Source organism: Bacillus sp. CIS52 (genome assembly GCF_053545315.1).
The window spans coordinates 475417-498384 of sequence record NZ_JBIUFR010000002.1; the positions used below are offsets into that span (position 1 = coordinate 475417).

Genomic DNA, 22968 nt, shown 5'->3' on the forward strand with positions numbered 1-22968 from the left:
ATCACCTTCCTTGTGATATTATAGCACATTCAGAAAGGATTTACGGTATGACTTCTGGCGGCCTGGATATGTTGAGAAGACTTTTTATGCGAATGCAGGTATTTGCGTATTTCTTCCAGGCTGATATTTGCTTTTTGAGCTTCTAATATCAGCTCAACCCATTCCTTATCTAATTGCGAAAATTCCATTTTTGCATTTTTCATGCATTTTCTCCTCCTAAAATACTTGTTTATGTATTTCAGCCAATCCGCCCATGACCTTATCTTTACATGTCTGGAAGTGATTCATCGCATGCGAAACGCCAGAAATTTTTTCTATATACTTTTATTATAATATAGAATTTCCAGAAAAAACGGGAAAGGTGTCGAATGGATAACGCTTATCCAGAAAAATTACTTTGCAGGAAAAATAAACCGCCGTTTTCAATCTGAATATGAATTTTCGGCTGATATAAGGCTTTCAGCGCTTGTTTTTCCAAATGGTATTCCTCAGGTTTTTCTTCTGTCTGCTCATAAAACTGATCGAGCAGCCTGAGGTCCTTTTTCCATCTGGCGATCGCGCTGTCGGCCCAGTCTGACGGCTCTTTGGCGGCAGCGTCTTTTAAGTAATGCTCCATCCTTTTAATTCCGCTTTCCGGCTTAATCATCGGCGATATGGTAAAGCAATAGTCTGATATTTGTGATGTCATCGGCAGAGGTGCAAGCTTCTGCTGAAATCCCTCAACGATTGTTCCAGAAACAAGATGCAGGCCTAAAGACAAAAGTCTGTCTTTTTTCATGTCGGATTGGTATGAAATCACTACATTTAATCCAAGCCAGGGCTGAAGCGGCACTCTGGCTCCGGCTGATACAATTTTCTCATATATTCTTGTAAATCTCCCATTTTGTTTAACTGCTTGAAAGATTTGAAAGAGGCGCGGGGCTCCAAAGTAAATAAACTCGCCGTCCATATCCTCCGGAGCCGTTTCTTTATCAGTGATGAACGTAATCTTCATCGGGTTCGGTTCGCCGCCCGTTTTTTCACGCCAATGCCAATAAAACGGGCGGTTCATAATTTGTTTGTCCATCTCGACCGTCAACTGAACCGTCATAAAACCCGGCCCGTGTTCAGTAATCGGGCAGTGGTTCGCTTCAAAAAAGCGCAGTAAAAATTGGTGAACTTCCTGCTGTCTCATGTCGCGCTTCCTCCTTTTAGATTAAGAGCCTTTTTTTCTGGCGGGTTTTTCCGTACCATACGATAAGAAAGAGGTAAGGTTGTCCATTTTGATCCGCATTTCTTCCTCTGTCAGCGAGTGGCATAAAATATCATGTAAATGATCTTCAAAATTGCTCACTTTGATTTTTGTTAAAATGTCATCTAGTTCTCCGACGACATTTTCAAATAAATGAATTTTGTCATACAAGAGTTTTAAGATATGCTCTTCCACCGTATGTTTTGTCGCCATATTGTAGATGTGGACATCTCTTTCCTGACCGAGTCTGTGAATCCTTCCGATTCTTTGTTCAAGCCGCATCGGGTTCCACGGAAGGTCATAGTTGATAATATGGTTGCAAAATTGCAGGTTGATCCCTTCCCCTCCGGCTTCTGTAGCGATCAGGACCTGCACTTTGCCGCGGAAGAGATCCTTCATCCAGTCTTTTTTCCCGCGCTTAAATCCGCCTCTGAACGGAACGGAGCTTATGCCGTTCTGCTGGAGGAACCATTGTAGATAAATCTGTGTCGCCCGATACTCAGTAAAAATAATGACCTTGTCATTAATCTTTTTAATTAAGTCAACAACTTGAATCGCTTTTGAGTTTTGCGTGACTTGATTGATGCGGTCCATTAAATTGGCGATCGTCTGTTCATCGAAAGCGGGCGCTTGTTTGTCTTTTTGATCAAGCATTTTTTTAAGCGTCATATACACGGCTTCCCTGCTTGAACAGCACTCCCGTTGCAGCGTCATAATGGAAAATGCGCTTGCGGGCTTTTCTGTGCCGTTTTTCAGTGCGTTAATGTCATCGTAGAGCGCCTGTTCCGTCGGTGAAAAGGTGATCGGCACTGTTTCCACGTGTCGCTTCGTCCATGTAAGCCCTGTGTCGCTCCGTGTGTTGCGGATCATCACTTTATTGACGAGCTCTTTCAAATGCTCATGAGCGTCAATCCCGTCCTTTTGATTGAACGTTTCTTGAAATCCGCTTTCATTTCCTAAGTGGCCGGGTTTTAACAGTGACACTAAATTGAAAATTTCTTCGATCCGGTTTTGAATCGGAGTCGCCGTCAGAAGCAGGCAGTATTTCTTCACAAGACTTCTCGCAAATTCATAATTTTTCGTTTTGCTGTTTTTGAGCTTATGCGCTTCGTCAATAATGACGAGATCATACGGAATCGAAAGCACAATCTCCTTGTGAGGCGAACGCTTGGCCGTATCAATAGAAGAAACGACGATATCGCACTGTTCCCACACATAGCTTTTTTTCTGTTCAACAGCGGGTATTAAAAACTTCTCCTGAAGCTCTTTCACCCACTGGGACACGAGTGATGCCGGCACAAGAATCAGGATTTTTTTGGCCAGCCCGCGAATCATGTATTCTTTTAAAATCAGTCCCGCTTCGACCGTTTTTCCGAGCCCCACTTCATCAGCCAAAATCGCTTTGCCGTTCATTTTTTCAACGACTTTCTGCGCGACTTCAAGCTGATGGGGAAGCGGAGTGAAATCAGGCAGGTATAAAGGAGCCCTTAACCCTTCGAATTCAGGAATGGCAAGGGTCTGCTGGACTTCAGCCGACAGTTTGTACATCTCCCAATTTGACCAGGGGCCGTCGGTTTTCAGCCGCTCAGAAAACTCTCCCGGCCAGTTTGCATCAAATATGATCTCTGCTGTCATATGTAACAAAACCGCCTTTCTTTTAAAAAACTGATTTATCATCATTTTTGTTGCCGGACGTAAGTGAGGGTGGTAGGATATAAGTAATCATTTCACTAAAAGATATTGCTTTAGTATGTCCATAACAATTGGTAAATATGAGCGAATGACAGCAAGGGGAGAGACTCGGACGAAAAATGTGCATCCGGGCGCCGAAGGAGCAAACTGCGGAGTGAATCTCTCAGGCAAAAGAACTCTTGCTCGACGCAACTCTGGAGAGTGTCTGCGATTTGAAGCAGCAGACCACCAAAGGGGACGTCTTTATGATGTTTTCATAAAGTAAACTTTCAGGTGCCGGGACAGAGAAACCTTCATTTTCATGAGGTGTTTCTCTGTCCTTTTTTATATGTCTTTACAATGCGCCAATGACTGAAGGGGGAAGATGATGCTGAAACGAACACCGCTTTATGACGTGTATAAAGAATACGGCGGAAAAACGATTGATTTTGGAGGATGGGAGCTGCCGGTTCAATTTTCTTCTATTAAAGAGGAGCATGAAGCCGTCCGCACAAAGGCGGGTCTGTTTGATGTATCCCATATGGGAGAAGTCGAAGTCTCCGGTAAAGACGCCCTGTCTTTTCTGCAAAAAATGATGACAAATGACGTTGCCGATTTAAATCCGGGAAGCGCCCTCTATACCGCCATGTGTTATCCTGACGGCGGTACGGTCGATGATTTGCTGATCTATCAGAAAAGCGAGAGCTGCTATCTGCTTGTGATTAACGCGTCCAATATTGAAAAAGACATCGCTTGGCTGACAGAACACGCGGAAGGGGATGTCACGCTGATGAATCAGTCTGACGGGATTTCACTGCTAGCCGTTCAGGGGCCGAATGCTCAGGCGGTTCTTGCGAAGCTGACTGAACGTGATTTGTCTTCCTTAAAACCGTTTACGTTTATTGATGGAGCGGACGTTGCCGGCCGCCAAGTTCTGCTTTCAAGAACAGGCTATACCGGTGAAGACGGGTTTGAACTCTATTGCCGAAATGAAGATGCGGTGCATCTATTTAAGGAGATTCTTACAGCGGGAGAGAATGAAGGAATCGTTCCGTGCGGCCTCGGCGCGCGTGATACGCTGAGATTTGAAGCGAAGCTCGCTTTATACGGTCAGGAATTGACGAAAGACATTACACCGATTGAAGCCGGGATCGGATTTGCCGTAAAACACAAGAAAGATTCTGATTTTTTTGGGAAGTCTGTATTGAGTGAACAGAAAGAAAAAGGAGCTCCGCGTAAGCTGGTCGGGCTTGAGATGATTGAAAAGGGGATTCCGAGACACGGATACGCCGTGAAAAAAGACGGTGCCCTGATCGGGGAAGTCACGACAGGCACACAATCCCCGACGTTAAAGAAAAATATCGGCCTTGCCTTAATCAAAACGGAATTCAGTGGAATTGGAACGGAAGTCGAAGTGGAAATCCGCAAAAAAACGGTAAAAGCAAAGATTGTCCGCACGCCGTTTTATAAACGCCCAAAACAGAGCTGAAAAAGGAGAGTCATATGAAGCATCGATATTTGCCCGCGACAGAACAGGATAAAAAAGAAATGCTGAAAGCCATCGGCGCAGATTCAATTGATGAACTGTTTGCCGATATTCCGGAAGATGTGAGGTTTCAAAAAGACTACCAAATTAAAAAAGCAAAATCAGAAACAGAGCTGACGAGAGAGCTGACAAAGCTTGCGGCGAAAAATAAGGACGCTGTTACATATGCATCTTTTCTGGGGGCAGGAGTGTACGATCACTATCAGCCGGTTATCGTCGATCATGTGATTTCCCGGTCAGAGTTCTACACGGCATATACGCCTTACCAGCCTGAAATTTCACAAGGAGAGCTGCAGGCGATTTTTGAATTTCAAACGATGATTTGCGAGTTAACAGGTATGGATATTGCAAACTCCTCCATGTACGACGGGGGAACGGCGCTGGCAGAAGCGGCGATGCTTGCATCGGGACATACGAAAAAGAAAAAAATCGTCATTTCCGCAGCCGTTCATCCGGAATCACGGGATGTTCTGAAAACATACGCAAAGGGCCAATATATTGAGGTTGTAGAGGTGCCCGCGAAAAACGGCGTCACAGATCTTGAAGCATTGGAACATGCCGTTTGTGATGAGACGGCCGCCGTGATCGTTCAGTATCCGAACTTCTTCGGACAAATTGAGCCGTTAAAGGACATTGAGCCGCTCGCACATAAAGGGAACAGCCAGCTGATTGTTTCTTCTAACCCGCTCGCCCTCGGTATTTTGACTCCGCCCGGAGCATACGGAGCTGATATCGTCGTCGGGGACGCGCAGCCTTTCGGCATACCTGCGGCGTTCGGCGGCCCGCACTGCGGCTATTTTGCAGTAACGAAAAAACTGATGAGAAAGGTGCCGGGCCGGCTTGTCGGCCAAACGGAGGATGAAAACGGGCGGAGAGGTTTTGTTCTCACCCTTCAGGCGCGCGAGCAGCATATCAGAAGAGACAAAGCCACCTCTAACATCTGCTCAAACCAGGCGCTGAATGCGTTAGCAGCTTCAGTCGCGATGACGGCGCTCGGAAAAAACGGCGTCAAAGACATGGCCCGCCAAAATATACTGAAAGCCGATTACGCGAGACGCCAAGCGAAAAAAGCCGGCTTGCACGTAGCATTCGACGGCCCGATGTTTAATGAATTTGCCGTCAGGCTGAACCTCCCCGTCAAGGAAGCAAACCGGCGGCTCCTCAATGACGGCATCATCGGCGGATATGACTTAGGCCTTGCGTATCCGGAATTGAATCAGCATATGCTCATTGCCGTCACAGAGCTGAGAACAAAAGAAGAGATCGATTCGCTTATTGCGGGATTGGGGGATCAACATGAATAATCAAGATCAGGCGCTTATTTTTGAAATGTCCCGCGAAGGGCGTATCGGTTACAGCCTTCCGGAGCTTGATGTGCCGGAAACAGAGCTTGAAAGCCTTCTTCCCGGTGACTACATCCGCGATGAAGACGCAAAGCTGCCGGAAGTATCAGAGCTTGATATTATGCGGCATTATACCGCTCTTTCCAGAAGAAACCACGGAGTTGATTCAGGTTTTTATCCGCTCGGCTCCTGTACGATGAAATACAATCCGAAATTAAATGAAAAAATTGCCCGGTTCCCTGGCTTTTCCGCCATTCACCCGCTTCAGGACGAGGACACGGTTCAGGGGGCGCTTGAGCTTTTATACGATTTAAGCGGACATTTGGAGGAAATTACCGGCATGGACGAGGTGACGCTGCAGCCTGCCGCGGGCGCTCACGGCGAATGGACCGGCCTGATGATGATCCGCGCCTATCATGAAGCGCGCGGGGACTTCGGACGGACGAAGGTCATTGTCCCTGATTCAGCTCACGGCACGAATCCGGCATCCGCTACGGTCGCCGGTTTTGAAACGATTACCGTCAAGTCGAATGAACACGGACTGGTTGACATTGAAGATCTGAAAAGAGCGGTAAATGAAGAAACAGCGGCGCTGATGCTGACGAATCCGAACACCCTCGGATTATTTGAGGAAAACATTACGGAAATGGCTGAAATCGTCCATCAGGCCGGCGGAAAACTTTACTATGACGGAGCGAATTTAAATGCCGTTTTAAGTAAAGCAAGACCGGGAGATATGGGGTTTGACGTCGTTCACCTTAATCTGCATAAAACATTTACCGGGCCGCACGGCGGGGGAGGACCGGGTTCGGGGCCGGTCGGAGTAAAAAAAGAATTCATTCCGTATCTGCCGAAACCCGTTCTCACGAAAAAAGAGGGCCGTTTGACTTTTGACGATGACCGCCCGCAATCGATCGGGCGCGTAAAGCCTTATTACGGCAACTTCGGCATTAATGTCAGAGCCTACACGTATATCCGTTCTATGGGGCCTGACGGCTTAAAAGCAGTGACCGAAAACGCGGTTTTAAATGCAAATTATATGATGAGAAGACTCGCGCCTTATTATGATCTCCCGTATGATCGTCATTGCAAGCATGAATTTGTGTTATCGGGAAGAAGGCAGAAAAAGCTCGGCGTAAGAACGCTTGATATCGCTAAACGGCTTTTAGATTTCGGTTATCACCCGCCGACTGTGTATTTCCCGCTAAATGTTGAAGAAAGCATCATGATCGAACCGACGGAAACGGAATCCAAGGAAACGCTTGATGCGTTTATAGATGCGATGATTCAAATTGCGCGGGAGGCGGAGGAATCGCCTGAAATCGTTCAGGAGGCGCCGCATACCACGGTAGTCAAAAGAATGGATGAAACCAAGGCCGCAAGAAAGCCGGTTTTAAAATACGAACATACATCTGAAGGGGTGTAAAAAAAAGAGCTTCCGTATAAACGGAAAGCTCTTTTTCATTATTGGTTCTTTGCTTTAATTTTTCCGCCCCATTTTTTAAATCCGCCTTTCAGGTTGTAAATATCCTTGCAGCCGTGTTTGCGGAGCGTCTGTGCCGCGCGGCCGCTGCGGACATTGTTTTGGCAGTACAGATAAACGGGTTTATCAGGACGGATTTCGCTTTTGCGCTGTTTCAGCTGTGAAAGCGGAATGTTGCGCGCGCCGAGAATATGGCCGCCTTCAAATTCATTCGGTTCACGGACGTCAATCAGCTGCGCTTTTCTGTAGCCCGCGCGGAATTCCTCTTCCGTAAGTGTTTTCATTAAACGCTGTTGGTAAAAATACGACACGATCATATAAACGATAAACGCCGCAACAATAATTAAAGCAATCATATTAGACAATGCGATTCTACTCCTTTAGCTTATAAAATCAAAACCCTGCTTCCTGAAAACAAGGCTCACCGGACGTTTTGGGACAAATACTATTATAGTAAAGCATGAAGCGATTGTCATCCTTAATGAAACGAAATATTTTTCATTTTCACGGCAGTTTGATAAACTGATTTTATTAAAACGATAAAGAAGGGTTCAATGTATGGAAAAAGAAACATGGCGGTTTATTGACTCAGGGAACGAAAGCCCGGCATTTAACATGGCGCTGGATGAAGCGCTTTTATATTGGCACAGCCAAAAGAAAATTCCCCCGGTGATCCGTTTTTACGGGTGGAATCCGGCAACATTGTCTGTCGGATATTTTCAAAATATTAAGAAGGAAATTAACTTTGACGCAGTACATAAACACGGTCTCGGGTTTGTCAGAAGACCGACAGGCGGACGGGGTGTTCTGCATGATAAAGAATTGACATACAGCGTCATCGTTTCAGAGGATCACCCGGAAATGCCGGCCACGGTGACAGAGGCGTACCGGGTCATTTCAGAAGGCATTCTGCAGGGATTCAGAAACCTTGGGCTTGATGCCTGCTTTGCGATTCCGCGCACGGAGAAAGAAAAAGAAAGCCTGAAAAATCCGCGCTCGTCCGTTTGCTTTGATGCGCCTTCGTGGTATGAGCTGGTCGTCGAAGGACGCAAAGTTGCGGGAAGCGCCCAGACACGCCAAAAAGGCGTTATTCTTCAGCACGGCTCCATCCTGCTTGACATTGATGAGGACAAGCTGTTTGATCTGTTTTTATATCCGAGCGACAGAGTCCGTGAGCGCATGCAGCGGAATTTCAAAAACAAAGCGGTAGCCATCAACGCCTTAGCCCAAAAACCGGTGACGATGGATGAAGCCAGAACCGCTTTTAAAGCCGGTTTTGAGGAAGGCCTGAACATTCATCTTGAACCTTACACGCTCACTCCTGAAGAGCTTGCGTTTGTCAATGAGCTGGCCGAGACGAAATACGCGTCTGACGAATGGAATTATAAGCGCTGATTAAGGCTTGACAGGCCGGAAGCATCCTTGTTTTTTCATAACCGTTAGTGTAAACTTGTAATGGTTTATTAAGTTAAGGTGCTTTTTGGGAGGGGTACGATGACAACACCAAGTATGGAAGATTATATTGAACAGATTTATATGCTGATAGAAGAAAAAGGATATGCGCGGGTTTCTGATATCGCGGAAGCTTTGGCAGTCCATCCCTCCTCTGTAACGAAAATGGTTCAAAAACTAGATAAAGACGAGTATTTGATTTATGAAAAATATCGCGGGCTCGTATTGACGTCAAAAGGCAAAAAGATCGGCAAACGGCTCGTATACAGACACGAATTGCTTGAGCAGTTTTTACGAATCATTGGTGTTGATGAAGAGAAGATTTACAATGATGTAGAAGGAATCGAACATCATCTGAGCTGGAACAGCATTGACCGCATCGGCGATCTCGTTCAGTATTTTGAAGATGACGACCGCCGGAAAAAAGAATTGAAATCCGTACAGAAAAAAACCGAAACTCCCGGTGAATAAAAGGGCGGCCCAAATAGGGCGCCCTTTTTTTAATGTCTTCATTCTTTGGTCTATTTCCCCAAGCCGTTTCTTAAAATAATAATACACCTTGGATGGAAGGGAGAGGGCGCGCTATGCAGATTGACGGCGTATTTTCGGGCGGGGGAATAAAAGGGGTGGCGCTTGCCGGCGCTTATGAAGCGCTGGAAGAAAAGGGCTTTCGCTTTGAAAGGCTCGCCGGAACAAGCGCCGGCGCGATTATTGCCGCATTGATCGCTGCGGGCTACACGAGCAGAGAGGTTCATGCGATCATCGATGATGTCGACGGAAGGCAATTGCTTGATCAGAGATGCTCATTCCTCCCGCTGAAAATCCTGCAGTGGGTGTCGATATATTGGCGCCTCGGATTATACAGAGGCGATGTGCTGGAAAAGTGGATTGCGGATAAATTAAAAGCGAAGGGCATCATCGCGTTCGGCGATATGAAAAAAGGATCGCTCCGTCTGATCGCTTCAGATCTGACGAACGGAACGATGATCGTGCTTCCCGACGACCTTCCCCGCTACGGATTAAATCCGGAGGTGTTCCCGGTTGCCAGAGCTGTCAGAATGAGCTGCAGCATCCCTTATTTTTTTGAACCGATTAAACTGAAGACCGAAAAAGGCATTTCAACGGTTGTTGACGGCGGCGTGTTAAGCAATTTTCCGATTTGGCTGTTTTCAAAAGAGCGCAAGCGGCCGGTCATCGGAATTTCGCTTTCACCTAATGAAAAAGAGCGTCCGAAGAAATCAATCCGGAACGCTTTTGAGCTGTTCGGCGCTTTGTTTGAAACGATGAAAGACGCTCATGATGCCAGACATATCGCGACAAAGTACGAACAGAATATTATTTTTATTCCGGTGGAACATGTAATGGCGACGGAGTTTCACCTCACACCGCAAAAAAAACTAGCTCTCATTGAGCTAGGAAAAAGCAAAACAGAGCAATTTTTGAAGCAATGGAGCTATTAAAAAAGCGCTCTGTTTTTCTTTTTATTCTTTTTACCTTCTATGACGGTAAGCTGGGTCTGGCTTTTTTTCTTAAGAATCATCGGCTTCGGTCTGCTGCTGCTCGGCACGCTCCGCAAATGGCTGACCCGCCCTCTGTGGCCGGCGCGGTGTTTCGCTTTTTGCTCCTTCATTCGGAGCCGCGATTGTTTGGCCGCTTTTCTGAAAGCGGTTCCGTCACGTCCGGCGCGGCGGTTCAGGACCGATCTCACGATAAAATAAATAATGATGCCTGCGATAATGACGGTGATCGCTCTTGAGATCATCTGTCCGGGGTTTGTGACCGCCGCATAAATGAAACCGAATGCGCCAAGCGCTATTAATACAGCAAAAAAAGGTTGTACACGATGATTCATAACTGCCCACCTCCGAAAATAATAACAGGTAACGGTTCAGATTGCGTTGTGAGACGGCTTTTCGCTCTGTTCTGAAATGTCTTCCAGTCTGAGAAGCTCGTTAAAGCTTTCTATGGCAACCTCGACTTGGTCATCTTCCGGTTCCTTTGTCGTTAAAAGCTGCAGCCACAGGCCGGGATAACCGAGCACCTTCAAAACGGGGATATGCCGAACCCTGTTCGTCAGCTGGAGCACTTCAAAGGAGATGCCGAGGACGGCCGGTATAAGCGCAATCCTGTCTAAAATCCGCACCCAAAGCGGATCTGTCGGAACGAGTAAATAGACAAACATGCCGACAATGATCGTAAATAAGATAAAGCTTGAACCGCATCGGTAATGCAGCCGCGACTGTTTCTGAACATTTTCTATCGTAATTGGTAAATTCTGTTCATAACAGTTTATGACCTTATGTTCGGCTCCATGATATTGAAACACTCTTTTAATTAACGGCGTCATTGATAAAAAATAAATGTAGCCGAGAAGCAGGATAAGCTTAAACAGGCTTTCGATGCCGATCTGCGCTGCGTCTGAGGAAAAAACGGGCCTTACAAGCTCAGCTAAAAAGACCGGGACGAGCGTAAAAACGAATTTGCTGAACAAAAACGATAGAACGCCGATCACCGCCAGGCTGAAAAACATCGATAATCCCGAACCCTTCTTATCTTCCTGTTCCAGCTTGGCTTCATCTTGGGGGTCAAGCCCGTAACGTTCGCTGGAGAAGTTTAAATGCTTTGTGCCGTTGGCGCTTGCCTCGATAATTGCGACGATTCCCCGCAAAAAAGGAATCTTTTTTAAAACCGAAAGCTTGGGGTTCGGCACTCTCGGAAGCTTGAAAAAATCAATGCTTCCGTCATTCCTGCGGATGGCGGTAACATAATTTTTTCTGCCGCCGAACATTACCCCTTCAACGACAGCCTGACCGCCGTATGCGGGCGGCGTTTTGTGTTTGGACATTGTTTATCAACCTGCCTGTTTTCTTAGGATTTACTAACCATTTCCTTTCACTCTATTGTACAGGAAACAGCGGTAAACCTCTAGTTTGACAGCCGGAAAATCAATGCTTTTTCTACAAGCAGTATACCCGGTTTCCTTAGAATTTACTCATTAAATGAAAATATGGCGGAACTTTTTATGACTTTTCAATTTTGGGGCATTCTATGACTGGAGGTGCCATGATGACCAGCGAAAAACATTCAGAACAGGAAGAAAAAAAGAATCAGGGTGATGATCAGCAGCCTGTTTCATTTACCGGCAGAATTTGCGGTATCGGATTTGCCGGCGGTGTATTTTGGAGTTTGATCGGCTATCTCGGATATATCTTTCATTTTTCAGAGATCAGTCCCAACATGATTCTTCAGCCGTTTATGATCGGAGAATGGAAAAAACAATGGCTCGGCACGATGGTCAGCATCGTCGTCATCGGATTCATTTCGATTGCCGGGGCATTTATATATTTCGTCTGTCTGAAGCGTTTTAAAACGATGTGGCCGGGGATGGTATACGGCGTCATTTTATGGTGCGCGGTTTTTTTCTTATTCAATCCGATTTTCGAAGACGTGAAATCTGTCACTGAATTGAAATCAGATACAATCGTGACGACGATTTGCCTTTACATTCTGTATGGTTTGTTTGTCGGCTACTCGATTTCTTTCAACTACAATGAGCTTACGTCAGACAAGCTTGCAAGGGCGCTAGGCAACAAGTGAATAAGTGTATAATCCCTGTCCGGTATGGTAAAATGTTCACGAGAAGTGAACATTTTTTATGCTGAAAACCGGATGGGGATGCTCCCGCGGTGTCAGGCGGCAGTCAAGAATCGGCGAGGAGGAGAAAGGGAATGAAACTTGAGAAATTGCGAAATCTGTTCGGTCAGCTGGATATAGACGGAATGTTGGTGACAAGCTCCGCCAATCTGCAGTATATGACGGGATTTACGGGTTCGTCGGGTCTTGCGGTCATATCGAAAGAACGCGCGGCATTTATCACGGATTTCCGTTACACCGAGCAGGCGAAGGCGCAAGTAAAGGGCTTTGATATTATCGAGCACGGCGGAAGCTTAATCCAAACCGCTGCGGATACGATTCTTGAGTATGGCATTAAAAAACTCGGCTTTGAGCAAAACAGCATGACGTACGGAACATATGCATCCTACCAAGCGGTGCTGCAGGAAGCGGAGATGGTTCCCGTCGCGGATTCCGTTGAAAAGTTGCGCTTGATTAAGTCAAGTGAAGAGATTAAGATATTAGAGGAAGCTGCGAAGATTGCGGATGATGCGTTTGAACATATTCTGACGTTTATCAAACCGGGCATCTCAGAGATTTCAGTTGCGAATGAGCTTGAATTTTATATGAGACGTCAGGGAGCAGACGGTTCTTCCTTTGATATGATCGTCGCCTCGGGAGTGAGATCCAGCCTTCCGCACGGAGTGGCAAGCGGCAAATTGATTGAAAAGGGAGACTTGGTCACGCTCGATTTCGGCGCGTATTATAAAGGCTATTGTTCTGATATCACACGCACCGTCGCGGTCGGAGAGCCTAGTGATAAACTGAAAGAAATTTATCAGGTCGTATACGATGCCCAGGCGCTTGGCGTTTTGCATATTAAACCCGGCATGACGGGAAAAGAAGCGGATGCCCTGACGAGGGATCACATCACCGCAAAAGGCTACGGACAGTATTTCGGCCATTCAACAGGACACGGATTCGGAATGGAGGTCCATGAATCACCGGGGCTGTCTTTCAGGTCATCGGCCGTTCTTGAGCCGGGCATGGCAGTAACGGTTGAGCCGGGCATATACATACCGGAAGTTGGGGGCGCAAGAATCGAAGATGATATCATCATCACAGAGGACGGCAACCGGACAATCACGCATTCCCCTAAAGAATTAATTATTTTGTGATTGGAATATAGGAGGACATCAAACATGATTTCAGTTAACGATTTTCGTACAGGATTAACGATTGAAGTAGACGGCGGCATTTGGCGCGTCGTTGACTTCCAGCACGTAAAGCCGGGAAAAGGCGCGGCATTTGTCCGTTCTAAATTGCGCAATCTGCGCACGGGCGCTATTCAGGAGAAAACATTCCGTGCAGGTGAAAAAGTGGCGAAAGCGCAAATCGAAACAAAAACGATGCAGTATCTTTATGCCAATGGAGATCAGCACGTGTTCATGGATACAAGCTCATATGAACAGCTTGAATTGAACGAAAACCAAATCGAAGAAGAATTAAAATATCTTTTGGAAAATATGTCTGTGCACATCATGATGTATCAATCTGAAACGCTCGGTATTGAACTGCCGAACACAGTTGAACTGAAAGTTGTTGAAACAGAGCCGGGAATTAAAGGCGACACGGCGTCAGGCGGCACAAAACCTGCCAAAACGGAAACAGGTCTTGTCGTAAACGTACCGTTCTTCGTGAACGAAGGCGATACGCTTGTTGTAAATACATCAGACGGCTCTTACGTGTCAAGAGCATAGTCAAAGACATACGAAGTCTGCTCCTTTTACGGGGCAGGCTTTTTTTTGCGTTCTGAAACAGAATCTTTCTTCTATATGAAAATAGTGAGACTACTTCCGTCAGCTAGAGCATATAGTGTAACAAAATGCTTGAAGTTGGGGGATTGTAATGAAATTTTTGTTTGGTTCAATCAATTCTACTGTTTTAACGATGGCCGGTTTACGAGTTTTGTCCTCTCTCATTGAATTATCGGCGGCCATTATCATGCTTGTTACAAACGACATCAGAAAAGCGGTTGTGGTAAATAGTATTTTGGCAATCGTCGGCCCGCTGATTTTTATCATTACGATGACGATCGGTATTTATCAGATTGCCGGACAGCTTTCATATGCAAAATTGATTTTGATTTTCGCGGGGGTTGTGCTGATTCTAGCCGGTGTTCACAAATAGGGGTCCGGGTGTCATAAAGTCTGTCCCGGATCATACATTTTAAAGAAGCCAATCGGTAAAAAAGGAGGAGACTCTATTGAATGAAATTACAGAGGTTCTCCCTGAATTATTGAGAGATGCCATCTCCGCCGTGTCTGAAGAAGCGCGCGAGGATACAGAGGAAATCAGAATCCGCGTCGGCAGGCCGGTTGAACTGATCCGAAAAGGACAACCTTTGTTTTTGTCATATATCTGTACGGCCGGCGACGCACAGCTGATCCTCAGCCGGCTCAGCAATTACAGCATGTACACGCTGGAAGAAGAGCTGAAAAAAGGATATATCACAATCAGAGGAGGCCACCGTGTGGGGCTCGCCGGAAGAGTCATCGTCGAAAACGGAGCCGTCAAAGGACTCCGGGATATTACTTCCTTTAATATTCGAATCGCCCGGGAGAAGCTAGGCATCGCAGAACCGCTCATTCCTTTCTTATGGAAAGAAAACTGGCTGAATACGCTGATCATCGGCCCTCCGCAAACGGGGAAAACGACCTTGCTTCGTGATTTGGCCCGGCTTTCAAGCACCGGATCGAAACGCATTCCGGCGAAAAAGACCGCTATCGTAGATGAACGCTCAGAAATTGCCGGCTGCCTGCGGGGCATTCCCCAGCACAGTTTCGGCCGCAGAGTGGATGTCCTTGACGCCTGTCCGAAGGCGGAAGGGCTGATGATGATGATCCGCTCTATGAGTCCCGATGTCATGATCGCAGATGAGATCGGGAGAATGGAAGACTCAAAAGCGCTGATGGAGGCGCTCCATGCCGGCGTAACCGTTATCGTATCCGCGCACGGATGGAATATGAAAGACTTGGTCAAGAGGCCGTCGCTGAAAATGCTTTGGGAGGAAAAAGTGTTTGACCGGTATGTAGAGCTGTCAAGACGCCGCGGTCCGGGAACGATCAGCAGGATGTACGGAAAGGACGGAGAACCGGTTCCGTATGCTGAAAGCGTGATGACATGCTGAAGCTTTTGGGCGCTGTGTTCATTCTGACGGCGACAACATGGACGGGATTTGAGATCGCCAAAATCTATATTGAAAGGCCGAGGCAGATCCGTCAGCTGCGTGCGGCGCTGCAATCGCTTGAAGCGGAAATTATGTTCGGGCATACGCCGCTGCACATTGCTTCGGGACAAATCGCCGCACAGCTTTCCAAGCCTGTATCGTCATTGTTCCAAGCTTTCAGCAGGAGGCTTGAGCAGGGAAGCGATTCCGCCAAAACAGCCTGGGAACAGAGCTTGAAACATAACTGGCCCTCCATGGCGATGAAAAAAAGCGAATACGATGTGCTGAAGCAATTCGGAGAGACGCTCGGGCTCCATGACCGCGTTTCTCAGCAGAAACATATCAAGCTTGCGCTTACACATTTGGAAGCGGCGGAAGCGGATGCCGGACGGGCGCAGGCGAAAAATGAAAAAATGGTGAAAAGTTTAGGGTTTTTAGCCGGACTGTTACTCATTCTTCTATTGATGTAAACATGAGGGGAGCAAACATAAAATGGGAGTCGACGTAAATGTCATTTTTCAAATCGCCGGAGTCGGTATCGTGGTTGCGTTTCTGCACACCATACTTGATCAAATGGGAAAAAAAGAATACGCCCAATGGGTGACGTTGCTTGGCTTTATCTATATTTTATTTATGGTGGCGACGATTGTCGATGACCTGTTCAAAAAGATCAAAGCTGTGTTTCTATTCCAAGGATAGGGGGGCTTACAGATTGAGATTGTTCAAATTGTAGGTTTAGGCCTGATCGCCACGTTTCTCTCCCTGATCGTAAAAGAACAGAAACCGACTTTCGCGTTTATGATTGTCGTCTTCAGCGGCTGCGTGATCTTTCTTTATCTCGTCGACCAGATTTACGACATTATCAGAATGATAGAAAAAATAGCCGTCAATGCAAATGTCAATATGGTCTATGTGGAAACCATTTTAAAAATTATCGGCATCGCCTACATCGCTGAATTCGGAGCGCAGCTGACAAAAGATGCTGGCCAGGGAGCAATTGCTTCGAAAATAGAGCTGGCCGGGAAGATTTTGATCCTCGTGATGGCCGTGCCGATACTGACCGTTATTATTGAAACGATTCTCGGACTTATTCCTTCTTAATCATAAAGGGAAAGGGGGGCGCAAAAAATGAAGCGCTTTCGGTGGGCGGGGGCTTTTTTGTTCATCCTCCTCTTAATTTTTCAGACTGAATGTGTACAAGCTGCCGGAACAGACGGTGCGGCGCAGGAAACCGCAGTTCACCAAGAAACGGCTGATGAAGTGGCGAAAAAGCAGGCCGAAGCGCTGAAAACAGAAGGCATCGGAAAGTTCTGGGACGACATTATGACAGAATACGGCGGCCTTCTGCCGGAAAGCCAAAAGGGAAGCATCATTGACTTTATTAACGGAGAAAAAACGTTCTCGCCTGAGGCGTGGCTGAAGGCCTTATTTTCCTATCTGTTTCATGAAGTGCTCGCAAACGGAAAACTTCTGGGAACTTTGATCCTTCTCACCATTTTTTGCGTCATTCTGCAGCTTCTGCAAAATGCGTTCCAGCAGAGCACCGTCAGCAAAGTAGCTTATGCGATTGTTTATATGGTACTGATTATTCTCGCTTTAAACAGCTTTCATGTTGCCGTTAATTATGCCAGTGAAGCGATTCAGACGATGACAAGCTTCATTCTCGCGCTGATCCCGCTTTTGCTCGCGCTTTTGGCATCTTCCGGTGGAGCCGTTTCCGCTGCCTTTTTTCACCCCGTTATTTTATTTCTGATGAATACGAGCGGCCTGCTTATTCAAAACATCGTTATGCCGCTTATTTTCCTGTCAGCGATTTTAAGCATCGTCAGCACAATGACAGATCAATATAAAGTCACACAGCTTGCCAATCTCCTCAGAAATATCGCGATCGGCGCGCTTGCCGTATTCCTCACCGTGTTTCTCGGTGTCATCTCCGTTCAGGGGGCTTCGGCTGCCGTGACAGACGGGATCACCCTCAGGACTGCAAAATTTATAACGGGCAATTTTATTCCCGTGCTCGGCCGAATGTTTACGGATGCGACCGATACGGTCATCAGCGCCTCACTCTTATTAAAAAACACTGTGGGAATCCTCGGTGTCGGAATTTTGATCTGCATCTCCGCCTTTCCGGCAATCAAAGTGCTTTCTCTCGCTTTTATTTATAAGCTCGCGGCCGCCATTCTGCAGCCGCTCGGAGGCGGGCCCGTCATTACGTGTCTCGGCGTCATCAGCAGAAGCGTGCTCTATATTTTCGCGGCGCTCGCCATTGTCTCTCTCATGTTTTTCCTCAGCATCACAGTCATTATTACAGCAGGAAATCTCACCATGATGATGAAATAAAGGAGGCCCATTGGATATGAGCTTTTTAACAGAATGGCTGACAAGCATTATTTTGTTTATCTTATTTGCCATCGTCATCGACATGCTGCTGCCCAGCTCCAGTATGCAAAAATACGCAAAGATGGTTGTCAGCCTGCTGTTAATCATTGTCATGCTCAACCCGATATTCAAACTTTTCAAAACAGACCCGGAGATCATCTTCGATTATTTGACAAAACAAGAGCAATCTCAATCCGCTGACATAAAAAATCAAATCAAATCAGAAAAAAAAGAAATACAAGCATCAAACCGCGCATATGTTTTAGAAGAAATGGCTGTCCAACTAAAAAAGAAAGCGGAGGAGATGTTCAGTCATGACGAATACAAAATAGACGACATCCGCCTTACAGCGGAAGAACAGGTTCGTTCAGAAGAAGATGTAAAAACGATCAGCGTGTATATGGCCCCATCTTCTGAAAAAACCGTGCAAACCGTCGCACCGATCGACATCCGCACAGACCGCAAATACGAACCCGAAGGCGCAGCCGGCAAAAAGGAGGCCGCAGTCATCAAAGAAAAACTTGCGGATATATGGGAAATCGGCAGTGAGAAAATTACGGTTTATATGGAAGGCGGGGAGAAAAACGGCCATGAATAAAAACGGACTATGGACCATACTCAAAAAACAGCTGATGATCGGACAGGCGAAAGACGGAGAAAAACCAAAACTGACAAAATATCATTACTTTCTGTTCGTGTTTGTGCTCGGCGTATCTTTTATGCTGGTCAGCCAGATGTTCTCTTCACCGGAAAAAACCGGGAAGGGCGAAACGGCGCAGACTGTCATGTCCGGCCGTACGGACGATAAGAGCGGGCAAAAAAGCGCACCAGTTTTTAAAGCATCAAAAGACAGCAGCGCAAAAAACACGATTGATGATTACGAGAGAGACTATGAAAACCAGCTGAAAGAGATCCTTGAAACGATTATCGGCGTAGAGGATGTATCAATAGTCGTAAACGTAGACGCCACATCTTTAAAAGTGTTTGAGAAAAATAAAACGAAAAAAGACACCACCACTGAAGAAACCGATAAAGAAGGCGGCAAAAGAAGCGTAACCGATCAAACCTCTGAAGAACAAATTGTCATGATTCGAAACGGGGATCAGGAAACCCCGGTCGTCGTCCAGACGAAAAAACCCGATATCCGCGGTGTACTCGTTGTCGCTCAAGGAGTGGACAACGTTCAAATAAAAAAAACCATCATTGATGCCGTCACTAGGGTGCTTGATGTTCCGAGCTACCGTGTAGCGGTTGCCCCTAAAAAAATCAAGGAGGATTCATAAATCATGCTGAAAAAACAAACGGTTTGGCTTTTAACAATGCTCAGTCTCGTCGTGGTATTAAGTGTTTATTATATTATGTCGCCGGAAAGCAAAAATGCCGTGCAGATGAAAACCGAAAAAAGCAGCGGGGAAATCGCCACAGAAAAAACGCCGGCTCCTAAAACGGAAGAAAAGAGCGAAAGCGGCACAGAAAAAGAAGACGGAACAAAAGGAACGAAAGATTCTAAAGGCACAAAAGAGGATAAAGAAACGTCAGCCGAAGCATCGGAAAAAGACGGATCGGTCGCCACAGAAACAGCTGATGAAAATTTATTTACCGCATACCGCATGGAACTTGAAGACGCGAGAAGCAAAGAAAGAGAACAGTTAAACAGCATCGTTTCAAGCGATGATGCGACAGCAAAAGAAAAAAGCGAAGCCTACGATAAAATGACGGCGCTGAGCAATGCGGAAGGGACAGAAAAACAGCTGGAAACGCTCATTAAAACGCAAGGCTACAAAGACGCGCTCGTGGATGCTGAAGGTGACAAAATCAACATTACGGTCATGTCTGACAAACATTCAAACGCAAAAGCTTCCGCCATCATTGACCTGGTGGAAAAAGAAATCAAGAATATGAAAGACGTCGCCGTTACGTTTGAACCGACAAAATAAGATGCCTGAGCCGCCCGCACCCGCTGCGGGCTTTTTTGCTGTCATTTTAGATCAGTGTTGAATTTACACAACCGCTCCTGTAAGATAAACATAGTATGTACTTTTAGTAGCAACCCATAAATTTCTATTTTTTATACATAGGAGTGGAACTGATGTTAAAAATCAACGAAATTCATGAATTGATAAAAAGAATCGATGAATCTTCCATTGACGAATTTGTTTACGAGATGGAAGGCGTAAGTCTGAAGCTGAAAAAAAATGAAGCGCCGGCAGTGAATATAACGGGACAAGCTCCAGCTGTTCCCGCCGCTTACGCACCTGCTCCGCAGGCTGCAAAACCGGAAGCGCGCGAAGCCGATCCTGTTCAGGAAGCGCCGAAACAAGATGAAAACCTGCACAAAATTACGTCTCCGATGGTCGGAACGTTTTATGCTTCTTCATCGCCGGAAGCCGGCCCTTACGTAAACCAAGGTTCAAAAGTGAACGAAAATACAGTGGTTTGTATCGTAGAAGCAATGAAACTCTTTAACGAGATTGAAGCGGAAGTAAAAGGAGAAATCGTTGAAGTGTTAGTTGAAAACGGCCAGCTGGTCGAATACGGACAACCTCTATTTCTTGTAAAAGCTGAGTAAGGAGACCTGCTATTATGATTAAAAAGCTATTGATCGCCAACCGAGGAGAAATTGCCGTCAGAATCATCCGGGCCTGCAAAGAGCTTGGCATTGAAACTGTAGCCGTTTATTCTGAGGCAGATAAAGAGGCCCTGCATGTCCAAATGGCCGATGAGGCTTTTTGTATCGGGCCGAAAACATCAAAAGACAGCTATTTAAATGTAACGAACATCGTCAGCGTCGCAAAGCTGACCGGTACGGATGCGATTCATCCGGGATACGGATTCTTAGCTGAAAATGCCGATTTTGCCGAGCTGTGCGAGGAATTAAACGTGACGTTTGTCGGCCCTTCGGCTGACGCCATTTCGAAGATGGGGACAAAAGATATCGCACGTGACACGATGCAGCAGGCGGGCGTGCCGATTGTGCCCGGTTCAAAAGGAATCATAAAAAATACCGAAGAAGCGGTTTCGCTTGCGGGTGAAATTGGGTATCCTGTGATTATAAAAGCCACTGCGGGCGGAGGCGGAAAAGGCATCCGGGTCGCACGCACAGAAGAAGAGATGATTAAAGGCATCGAAATCACCCAGCAGGAGGCCGCTACGGCATTCGGAAATCCGGGTGTGTACATCGAGAAGTACATAGAAGATTTCCGCCATGTTGAAATTCAGGTGCTTGCCGATAATTACGGAAACACGATCCATCTTGGAGAGCGTGACTGTTCTATCCAAAGACGTCTGCAAAAACTTCTTGAAGAGTCGCCGTCACCTGCGCTTGATTCTGAAATCAGAGAGCAGATGGGTGAAGCAGCGGTAAAAGCAGCGAAGGCCGTCGGTTACACGGGAGCCGGTACAGTAGAGTTCATTTATGACTACAGAGAACAGCGCTATTACTTCATGGAGATGAACACGCGTATTCAAGTAGAGCACCCTGTCACAGAAATGGTGACGGGAACCGATCTGATCAAAGAACAGATCAAAGTGGCATCCGGACAGGAGCTCTCGCTCAGACAGGAAGACGTTGAATTTAACGGCTGGGCGATTGAATGCCGCATCAACGCTGAAAATCCTGCGAAAAACTTCATGCCTTCACCTGGTAAGATTAACATGTACCTGCCGCCGGGCGGACTCGGCGTGCGCGTGGATTCAGCCGCATATCCGGGCTATTCGATCCCGCCGTACTATGACAGCATGATTGCCAAAGTCATCACATACGGAACAACGCGTGATGAGGCGGTCGCACGGATGAAACGCGCGCTGAGCGAATTTGTGATTGAAGGTATTGAAACAACGATTCCGTTCCATCTGAAACTGCTTGAACATGAAACATTTGTCAGCGGAGAGTTTAATACAAAGTTTTTAGAAACATATGATGTAATGGGCTCATAATTTTTGCGGGAGGTGAATTGAATGGAAGACAACAGTGTGCTTAAAATGGATCATGATGAGGGTCATTTAGGCAAAGTTGAAATTGCTCCTGAAGTCATTGAAGTCATTGCCGGCATCGCCGCTTCCGAGGTTGAAGGAATAGCTGAAATGCGCGGCAATTTCGCCACGGGCGTCGTAGAACGATTCGGCAAAATCAATCACGGCAAAGGCGTAAAGGTCGATTTAGCCGATGACGGGATTACCATTGACGTCTATTGCGTCGTTCAATTCGGGATTTCGATCCCGAAAGTGGCGGCAAGCGTTCAGGAGAATATCCGCCAAACCTTATTAAATATGACGTCTCTGACCATCAATGAAATCAATATTCATATCGTCGGCATTCAATTTGACACGAAAGCCCAAGAAGTCGAAATCGACGAAGAAATGTAATGAGCGTATAAAAACCAAGGGGATGGGCAGCCCTTTGGTTTTTTATACGTTTCCCTTCTTTTCAGGCATGAAGAAAGCCGGCTTACAAACGGCAGCCGAGTTTCTTCATGCTGTGAAATCCGAATGAAATTCAAAGGGTTTGTAAAAACATTCGGCATTAGGGTGAAAAAACCTAAATTTCGACATGCGATTGGGAAAAAAATATGTTATGATCTCTTTAGGCTTAACGACAAGCGGATAAAGAGGATCTGAAGGAGAAAGAAAATGAAAAGAAGAACAGCTAGAGAAAAAGCTTTGCAGGCACTTTTTCAGATTGATGTCAGCGATATTGCACCGAACGAGGCCATCGAGCACGCGCTTGATGGCGGAAAAACAGATGACTTCTTTGAACAGCTGGTGTACGGAGTGCTTGAACATCAGGTGCAGCTTGATGAAATGATTTCCGGCCATCTCGTCAATTGGAAGCTTGACCGGATTGCAAACGTAGACCGCGCGATCCTCCGTCTGGCGGTGTATGAAATGGTTTATACTGACGACATTCCTGCTAACGTGTCATTAAACGAAGCCATCGAGCTGGCAAAACGGTTCGGCGACGATAAAGCTGCAAAATTCGTAAACGGGGTTCTTTCTAACATCAAAACTGATATTGAATCATAG

At 46.4% G+C, this 22968-nt stretch carries 28 protein-coding genes and 1 riboswitch; of the genes, 22 read left to right on the forward strand and 6 right to left on the reverse strand.

The features are described 5' to 3' along the window. Positions 1-29 precede the first annotated feature (29 nt). The 3 genes from sinI to ACH32G_RS12385 form a co-directional block, all read right to left on the reverse strand. Entirely contained in the window at positions 30-203 is a 174-nt protein-coding gene (sinI, locus tag ACH32G_RS12375; protein ID WP_016938977.1) for an anti-repressor SinI, read from the reverse strand. 176 nt (positions 204-379) lie between these two features. Further along, positions 380-1174 (reverse strand): YqhG family protein, encoded by a 795-nt coding sequence (locus tag ACH32G_RS12380; RefSeq protein WP_045926713.1) that lies wholly within the window; start codon positions 1172-1174, stop codon positions 380-382. A 21-nt stretch (positions 1175-1195) separates the two neighbouring features. Next, complete coding sequence (locus ACH32G_RS12385; protein WP_045926712.1) at positions 1196-2866, reverse strand: DEAD/DEAH box helicase; 1671 nt, start codon at positions 2864-2866, stop codon at positions 1196-1198. 145 nt (positions 2867-3011) lie between these two features. Next, positions 3012-3112, forward strand: a riboswitch (glycine riboswitch). 178 nt (positions 3113-3290) lie between these two features. Between ACH32G_RS12385 and gcvT the strand changes: the two genes are divergently transcribed. The 3 genes from gcvT to gcvPB are packed head-to-tail and all read left to right on the forward strand — an operon-like array spanning position 3291 to position 7217. Continuing rightward, a complete protein-coding gene (gene gcvT / locus ACH32G_RS12390) occupies positions 3291-4391 on the forward strand; it encodes a glycine cleavage system aminomethyltransferase GcvT (RefSeq protein ID WP_016938980.1) in 1101 nt (366 codons plus the stop codon). 14 nt (positions 4392-4405) lie between these two features. Beyond that, positions 4406-5752 carry an aminomethyl-transferring glycine dehydrogenase subunit GcvPA gene (gene gcvPA, locus ACH32G_RS12395; protein WP_188154557.1) on the forward strand — a complete coding sequence of 449 codons (1347 nt, stop codon included), beginning with the start codon at positions 4406-4408 and terminating at the stop codon, positions 5750-5752. Further along, the gene (gene gcvPB / locus ACH32G_RS12400) at positions 5745-7217 is read left to right on the forward strand and encodes an aminomethyl-transferring glycine dehydrogenase subunit GcvPB (RefSeq protein ID WP_047475636.1); all 1473 of its coding nucleotides are present in this window, start codon (positions 5745-5747) and stop codon (positions 7215-7217) included. The genes gcvPA and gcvPB overlap by 8 nt, the downstream gene beginning before the upstream one ends. 38 nt (positions 7218-7255) lie before the next feature. Here the strand turns inward: gcvPB and ACH32G_RS12405 are convergent, their stop codons facing one another. Next, positions 7256-7639, reverse strand: coding sequence for a rhodanese-like domain-containing protein (locus ACH32G_RS12405; protein ID WP_013352854.1), 384 nt, complete (start codon positions 7637-7639; stop codon positions 7256-7258). Between the two features lie 193 nt (positions 7640-7832). On the opposite strand from ACH32G_RS12405, the gene ACH32G_RS12410 reads away from it, so the two are divergent. The 3 genes from ACH32G_RS12410 (at position 7833) to ACH32G_RS12420 (ending at position 10186) form a co-directional block, all read left to right on the forward strand. Continuing rightward, positions 7833-8669 carry a lipoate--protein ligase family protein gene (locus ACH32G_RS12410; RefSeq protein ID WP_045926708.1) on the forward strand — a complete coding sequence of 279 codons (837 nt, stop codon included), beginning with the start codon at positions 7833-7835 and terminating at the stop codon, positions 8667-8669. A 99-nt stretch (positions 8670-8768) separates the two neighbouring features. Further along, positions 8769-9197 (forward strand): transcriptional regulator MntR, encoded by a 429-nt coding sequence (mntR, locus tag ACH32G_RS12415; protein ID WP_327815263.1) that lies wholly within the window; start codon positions 8769-8771, stop codon positions 9195-9197. A 113-nt stretch (positions 9198-9310) separates the two neighbouring features. Then, positions 9311-10186: a patatin-like phospholipase family protein gene (locus ACH32G_RS12420; protein WP_016938985.1), complete on the forward strand. Its 876-nt coding sequence runs from the start codon at positions 9311-9313 to the stop codon at positions 10184-10186. Here ACH32G_RS12420 and ACH32G_RS12425 read toward each other — a convergent pair. Together ACH32G_RS12425 and ACH32G_RS12430 are read right to left on the reverse strand one after the other, a co-directional pair. Continuing rightward, on the reverse strand, positions 10183-10578 hold the full coding sequence (locus ACH32G_RS12425; protein WP_016938986.1) for an SA1362 family protein: 396 nt from the start codon (positions 10576-10578) through the stop codon (positions 10183-10185). The two genes, ACH32G_RS12420 and ACH32G_RS12425, sit on opposite strands and share 4 nt — an antisense overlap. A 36-nt stretch (positions 10579-10614) precedes the next feature. Next, on the reverse strand, positions 10615-11571 hold the full coding sequence (locus ACH32G_RS12430; protein ID WP_448814404.1) for a DUF1385 domain-containing protein: 957 nt from the start codon (positions 11569-11571) through the stop codon (positions 10615-10617). Positions 11572-11792: 221 nt separating this feature from the next. Between ACH32G_RS12430 and ACH32G_RS12435 the strand changes: the two genes are divergently transcribed. The 16 genes from ACH32G_RS12435 to nusB all read left to right on the forward strand — a co-directional run bounded on the left by ACH32G_RS12435 (position 11793) and on the right by nusB (position 22968). Next, positions 11793-12323: a YqhR family membrane protein gene (locus tag ACH32G_RS12435; protein ID WP_049627006.1), complete on the forward strand. Its 531-nt coding sequence runs from the start codon at positions 11793-11795 to the stop codon at positions 12321-12323. 131 nt (positions 12324-12454) lie between these two features. After that, positions 12455-13516, forward strand: a complete 1062-nt coding sequence (locus ACH32G_RS12440; RefSeq protein WP_016938989.1) for a M24 family metallopeptidase — start codon at positions 12455-12457, stop codon at positions 13514-13516. A gap of 24 nt (positions 13517-13540) precedes the next feature. Further along, a complete protein-coding gene (gene efp / locus ACH32G_RS12445) occupies positions 13541-14098 on the forward strand; it encodes an elongation factor P (protein WP_003153123.1) in 558 nt (185 codons plus the stop codon). Between the two features lie 148 nt (positions 14099-14246). Further along, positions 14247-14528 (forward strand): YqhV family protein, encoded by a 282-nt coding sequence (locus tag ACH32G_RS12450; protein ID WP_016938990.1) that lies wholly within the window; start codon positions 14247-14249, stop codon positions 14526-14528. A gap of 76 nt (positions 14529-14604) precedes the next feature. Next, complete coding sequence (gene spoIIIAA, locus ACH32G_RS12455) at positions 14605-15528, forward strand: stage III sporulation protein AA (protein WP_448814405.1); 924 nt, start codon at positions 14605-14607, stop codon at positions 15526-15528. After that, positions 15522-16037, forward strand: coding sequence for a stage III sporulation protein SpoIIIAB (gene spoIIIAB, locus ACH32G_RS12460; RefSeq protein WP_016938992.1), 516 nt, complete (start codon positions 15522-15524; stop codon positions 16035-16037). Before spoIIIAA ends, spoIIIAB begins: the two co-directional genes overlap by 7 nt. A gap of 22 nt (positions 16038-16059) precedes the next feature. Continuing rightward, positions 16060-16266 (forward strand): stage III sporulation protein AC, encoded by a 207-nt coding sequence (spoIIIAC, locus tag ACH32G_RS12465; RefSeq protein ID WP_003153142.1) that lies wholly within the window; start codon positions 16060-16062, stop codon positions 16264-16266. A gap of 12 nt (positions 16267-16278) precedes the next feature. Continuing rightward, on the forward strand, positions 16279-16668 hold the full coding sequence (gene spoIIIAD, locus ACH32G_RS12470; RefSeq protein WP_076982559.1) for a stage III sporulation protein AD: 390 nt from the start codon (positions 16279-16281) through the stop codon (positions 16666-16668). 27 nt (positions 16669-16695) lie between these two features. Beyond that, entirely contained in the window at positions 16696-17907 is a 1212-nt protein-coding gene (gene spoIIIAE / locus ACH32G_RS12475) for a stage III sporulation protein AE (RefSeq protein ID WP_064777768.1), read from the forward strand. Between the two features lie 16 nt (positions 17908-17923). After that, positions 17924-18544 (forward strand): stage III sporulation protein AF, encoded by a 621-nt coding sequence (gene spoIIIAF, locus ACH32G_RS12480; protein WP_049627004.1) that lies wholly within the window; start codon positions 17924-17926, stop codon positions 18542-18544. Beyond that, positions 18537-19229 (forward strand): stage III sporulation protein AG, encoded by a 693-nt coding sequence (spoIIIAG, locus tag ACH32G_RS12485; RefSeq protein WP_045926703.1) that lies wholly within the window; start codon positions 18537-18539, stop codon positions 19227-19229. The genes spoIIIAF and spoIIIAG overlap by 8 nt, the downstream gene beginning before the upstream one ends. 3 nt (positions 19230-19232) lie before the next feature. Further along, entirely contained in the window at positions 19233-19883 is a 651-nt protein-coding gene (locus ACH32G_RS12490; RefSeq protein ID WP_099744643.1) for a SpoIIIAH-like family protein, read from the forward strand. 152 nt (positions 19884-20035) lie between these two features. After that, positions 20036-20515: an acetyl-CoA carboxylase biotin carboxyl carrier protein gene (accB, locus tag ACH32G_RS12495; protein WP_016938997.1), complete on the forward strand. Its 480-nt coding sequence runs from the start codon at positions 20036-20038 to the stop codon at positions 20513-20515. 14 nt (positions 20516-20529) lie between these two features. Continuing rightward, positions 20530-21882: an acetyl-CoA carboxylase biotin carboxylase subunit gene (gene accC, locus ACH32G_RS12500; RefSeq protein ID WP_016938998.1), complete on the forward strand. Its 1353-nt coding sequence runs from the start codon at positions 20530-20532 to the stop codon at positions 21880-21882. Between the two features lie 21 nt (positions 21883-21903). Beyond that, entirely contained in the window at positions 21904-22311 is a 408-nt protein-coding gene (locus ACH32G_RS12505) for an Asp23/Gls24 family envelope stress response protein (protein ID WP_016938999.1), read from the forward strand. Positions 22312-22575: 264 nt separating this feature from the next. Then, on the forward strand, positions 22576-22968 hold the full coding sequence (gene nusB, locus ACH32G_RS12510; RefSeq protein ID WP_016939001.1) for a transcription antitermination factor NusB: 393 nt from the start codon (positions 22576-22578) through the stop codon (positions 22966-22968).

Coding starts and splice junctions, on each gene's coding strand:
- sinI (WP_016938977.1), bottom strand. CDS start 203: ATGAAAAATGCAAAAATGGAATTTTCGCAATTAGATAAGGAATGGGTT.
- ACH32G_RS12380 (WP_045926713.1), bottom strand. CDS start 1,174: ATGAGACAGCAGGAAGTTCACCAATTTTTACTGCGCTTTTTTGAAGCG.
- ACH32G_RS12385 (WP_045926712.1), bottom strand. CDS start 2,866: ATGACAGCAGAGATCATATTTGATGCAAACTGGCCGGGAGAGTTTTCT.
- gcvT (WP_016938980.1), top strand. CDS start 3,291: ATGCTGAAACGAACACCGCTTTATGACGTGTATAAAGAATACGGCGGA.
- gcvPA (WP_188154557.1), top strand. CDS start 4,406: ATGAAGCATCGATATTTGCCCGCGACAGAACAGGATAAAAAAGAAATG.
- gcvPB (WP_047475636.1), top strand. CDS start 5,745: ATGAATAATCAAGATCAGGCGCTTATTTTTGAAATGTCCCGCGAAGGG.
- ACH32G_RS12410 (WP_045926708.1), top strand. CDS start 7,833: ATGGAAAAAGAAACATGGCGGTTTATTGACTCAGGGAACGAAAGCCCG.
- mntR (WP_327815263.1), top strand. CDS start 8,769: ATGACAACACCAAGTATGGAAGATTATATTGAACAGATTTATATGCTG.
- ACH32G_RS12420 (WP_016938985.1), top strand. CDS start 9,311: ATGCAGATTGACGGCGTATTTTCGGGCGGGGGAATAAAAGGGGTGGCG.
- ACH32G_RS12425 (WP_016938986.1), bottom strand. CDS start 10,578: ATGAATCATCGTGTACAACCTTTTTTTGCTGTATTAATAGCGCTTGGC.
- ACH32G_RS12430 (WP_448814404.1), bottom strand. CDS start 11,571: ATGTCCAAACACAAAACGCCGCCCGCATACGGCGGTCAGGCTGTCGTT.
- ACH32G_RS12435 (WP_049627006.1), top strand. CDS start 11,793: ATGACCAGCGAAAAACATTCAGAACAGGAAGAAAAAAAGAATCAGGGT.
- ACH32G_RS12440 (WP_016938989.1), top strand. CDS start 12,455: ATGAAACTTGAGAAATTGCGAAATCTGTTCGGTCAGCTGGATATAGAC.
- efp (WP_003153123.1), top strand. CDS start 13,541: ATGATTTCAGTTAACGATTTTCGTACAGGATTAACGATTGAAGTAGAC.
- ACH32G_RS12450 (WP_016938990.1), top strand. CDS start 14,247: ATGAAATTTTTGTTTGGTTCAATCAATTCTACTGTTTTAACGATGGCC.
- spoIIIAB (WP_016938992.1), top strand. CDS start 15,522: ATGCTGAAGCTTTTGGGCGCTGTGTTCATTCTGACGGCGACAACATGG.
- spoIIIAC (WP_003153142.1), top strand. CDS start 16,060: ATGGGAGTCGACGTAAATGTCATTTTTCAAATCGCCGGAGTCGGTATC.
- spoIIIAE (WP_064777768.1), top strand. CDS start 16,696: ATGAAGCGCTTTCGGTGGGCGGGGGCTTTTTTGTTCATCCTCCTCTTA.
- spoIIIAF (WP_049627004.1), top strand. CDS start 17,924: ATGAGCTTTTTAACAGAATGGCTGACAAGCATTATTTTGTTTATCTTA.
- spoIIIAG (WP_045926703.1), top strand. CDS start 18,537: ATGAATAAAAACGGACTATGGACCATACTCAAAAAACAGCTGATGATC.
- ACH32G_RS12490 (WP_099744643.1), top strand. CDS start 19,233: ATGCTGAAAAAACAAACGGTTTGGCTTTTAACAATGCTCAGTCTCGTC.
- accB (WP_016938997.1), top strand. CDS start 20,036: ATGTTAAAAATCAACGAAATTCATGAATTGATAAAAAGAATCGATGAA.
- accC (WP_016938998.1), top strand. CDS start 20,530: ATGATTAAAAAGCTATTGATCGCCAACCGAGGAGAAATTGCCGTCAGA.
- ACH32G_RS12505 (WP_016938999.1), top strand. CDS start 21,904: ATGGAAGACAACAGTGTGCTTAAAATGGATCATGATGAGGGTCATTTA.
- nusB (WP_016939001.1), top strand. CDS start 22,576: ATGAAAAGAAGAACAGCTAGAGAAAAAGCTTTGCAGGCACTTTTTCAG.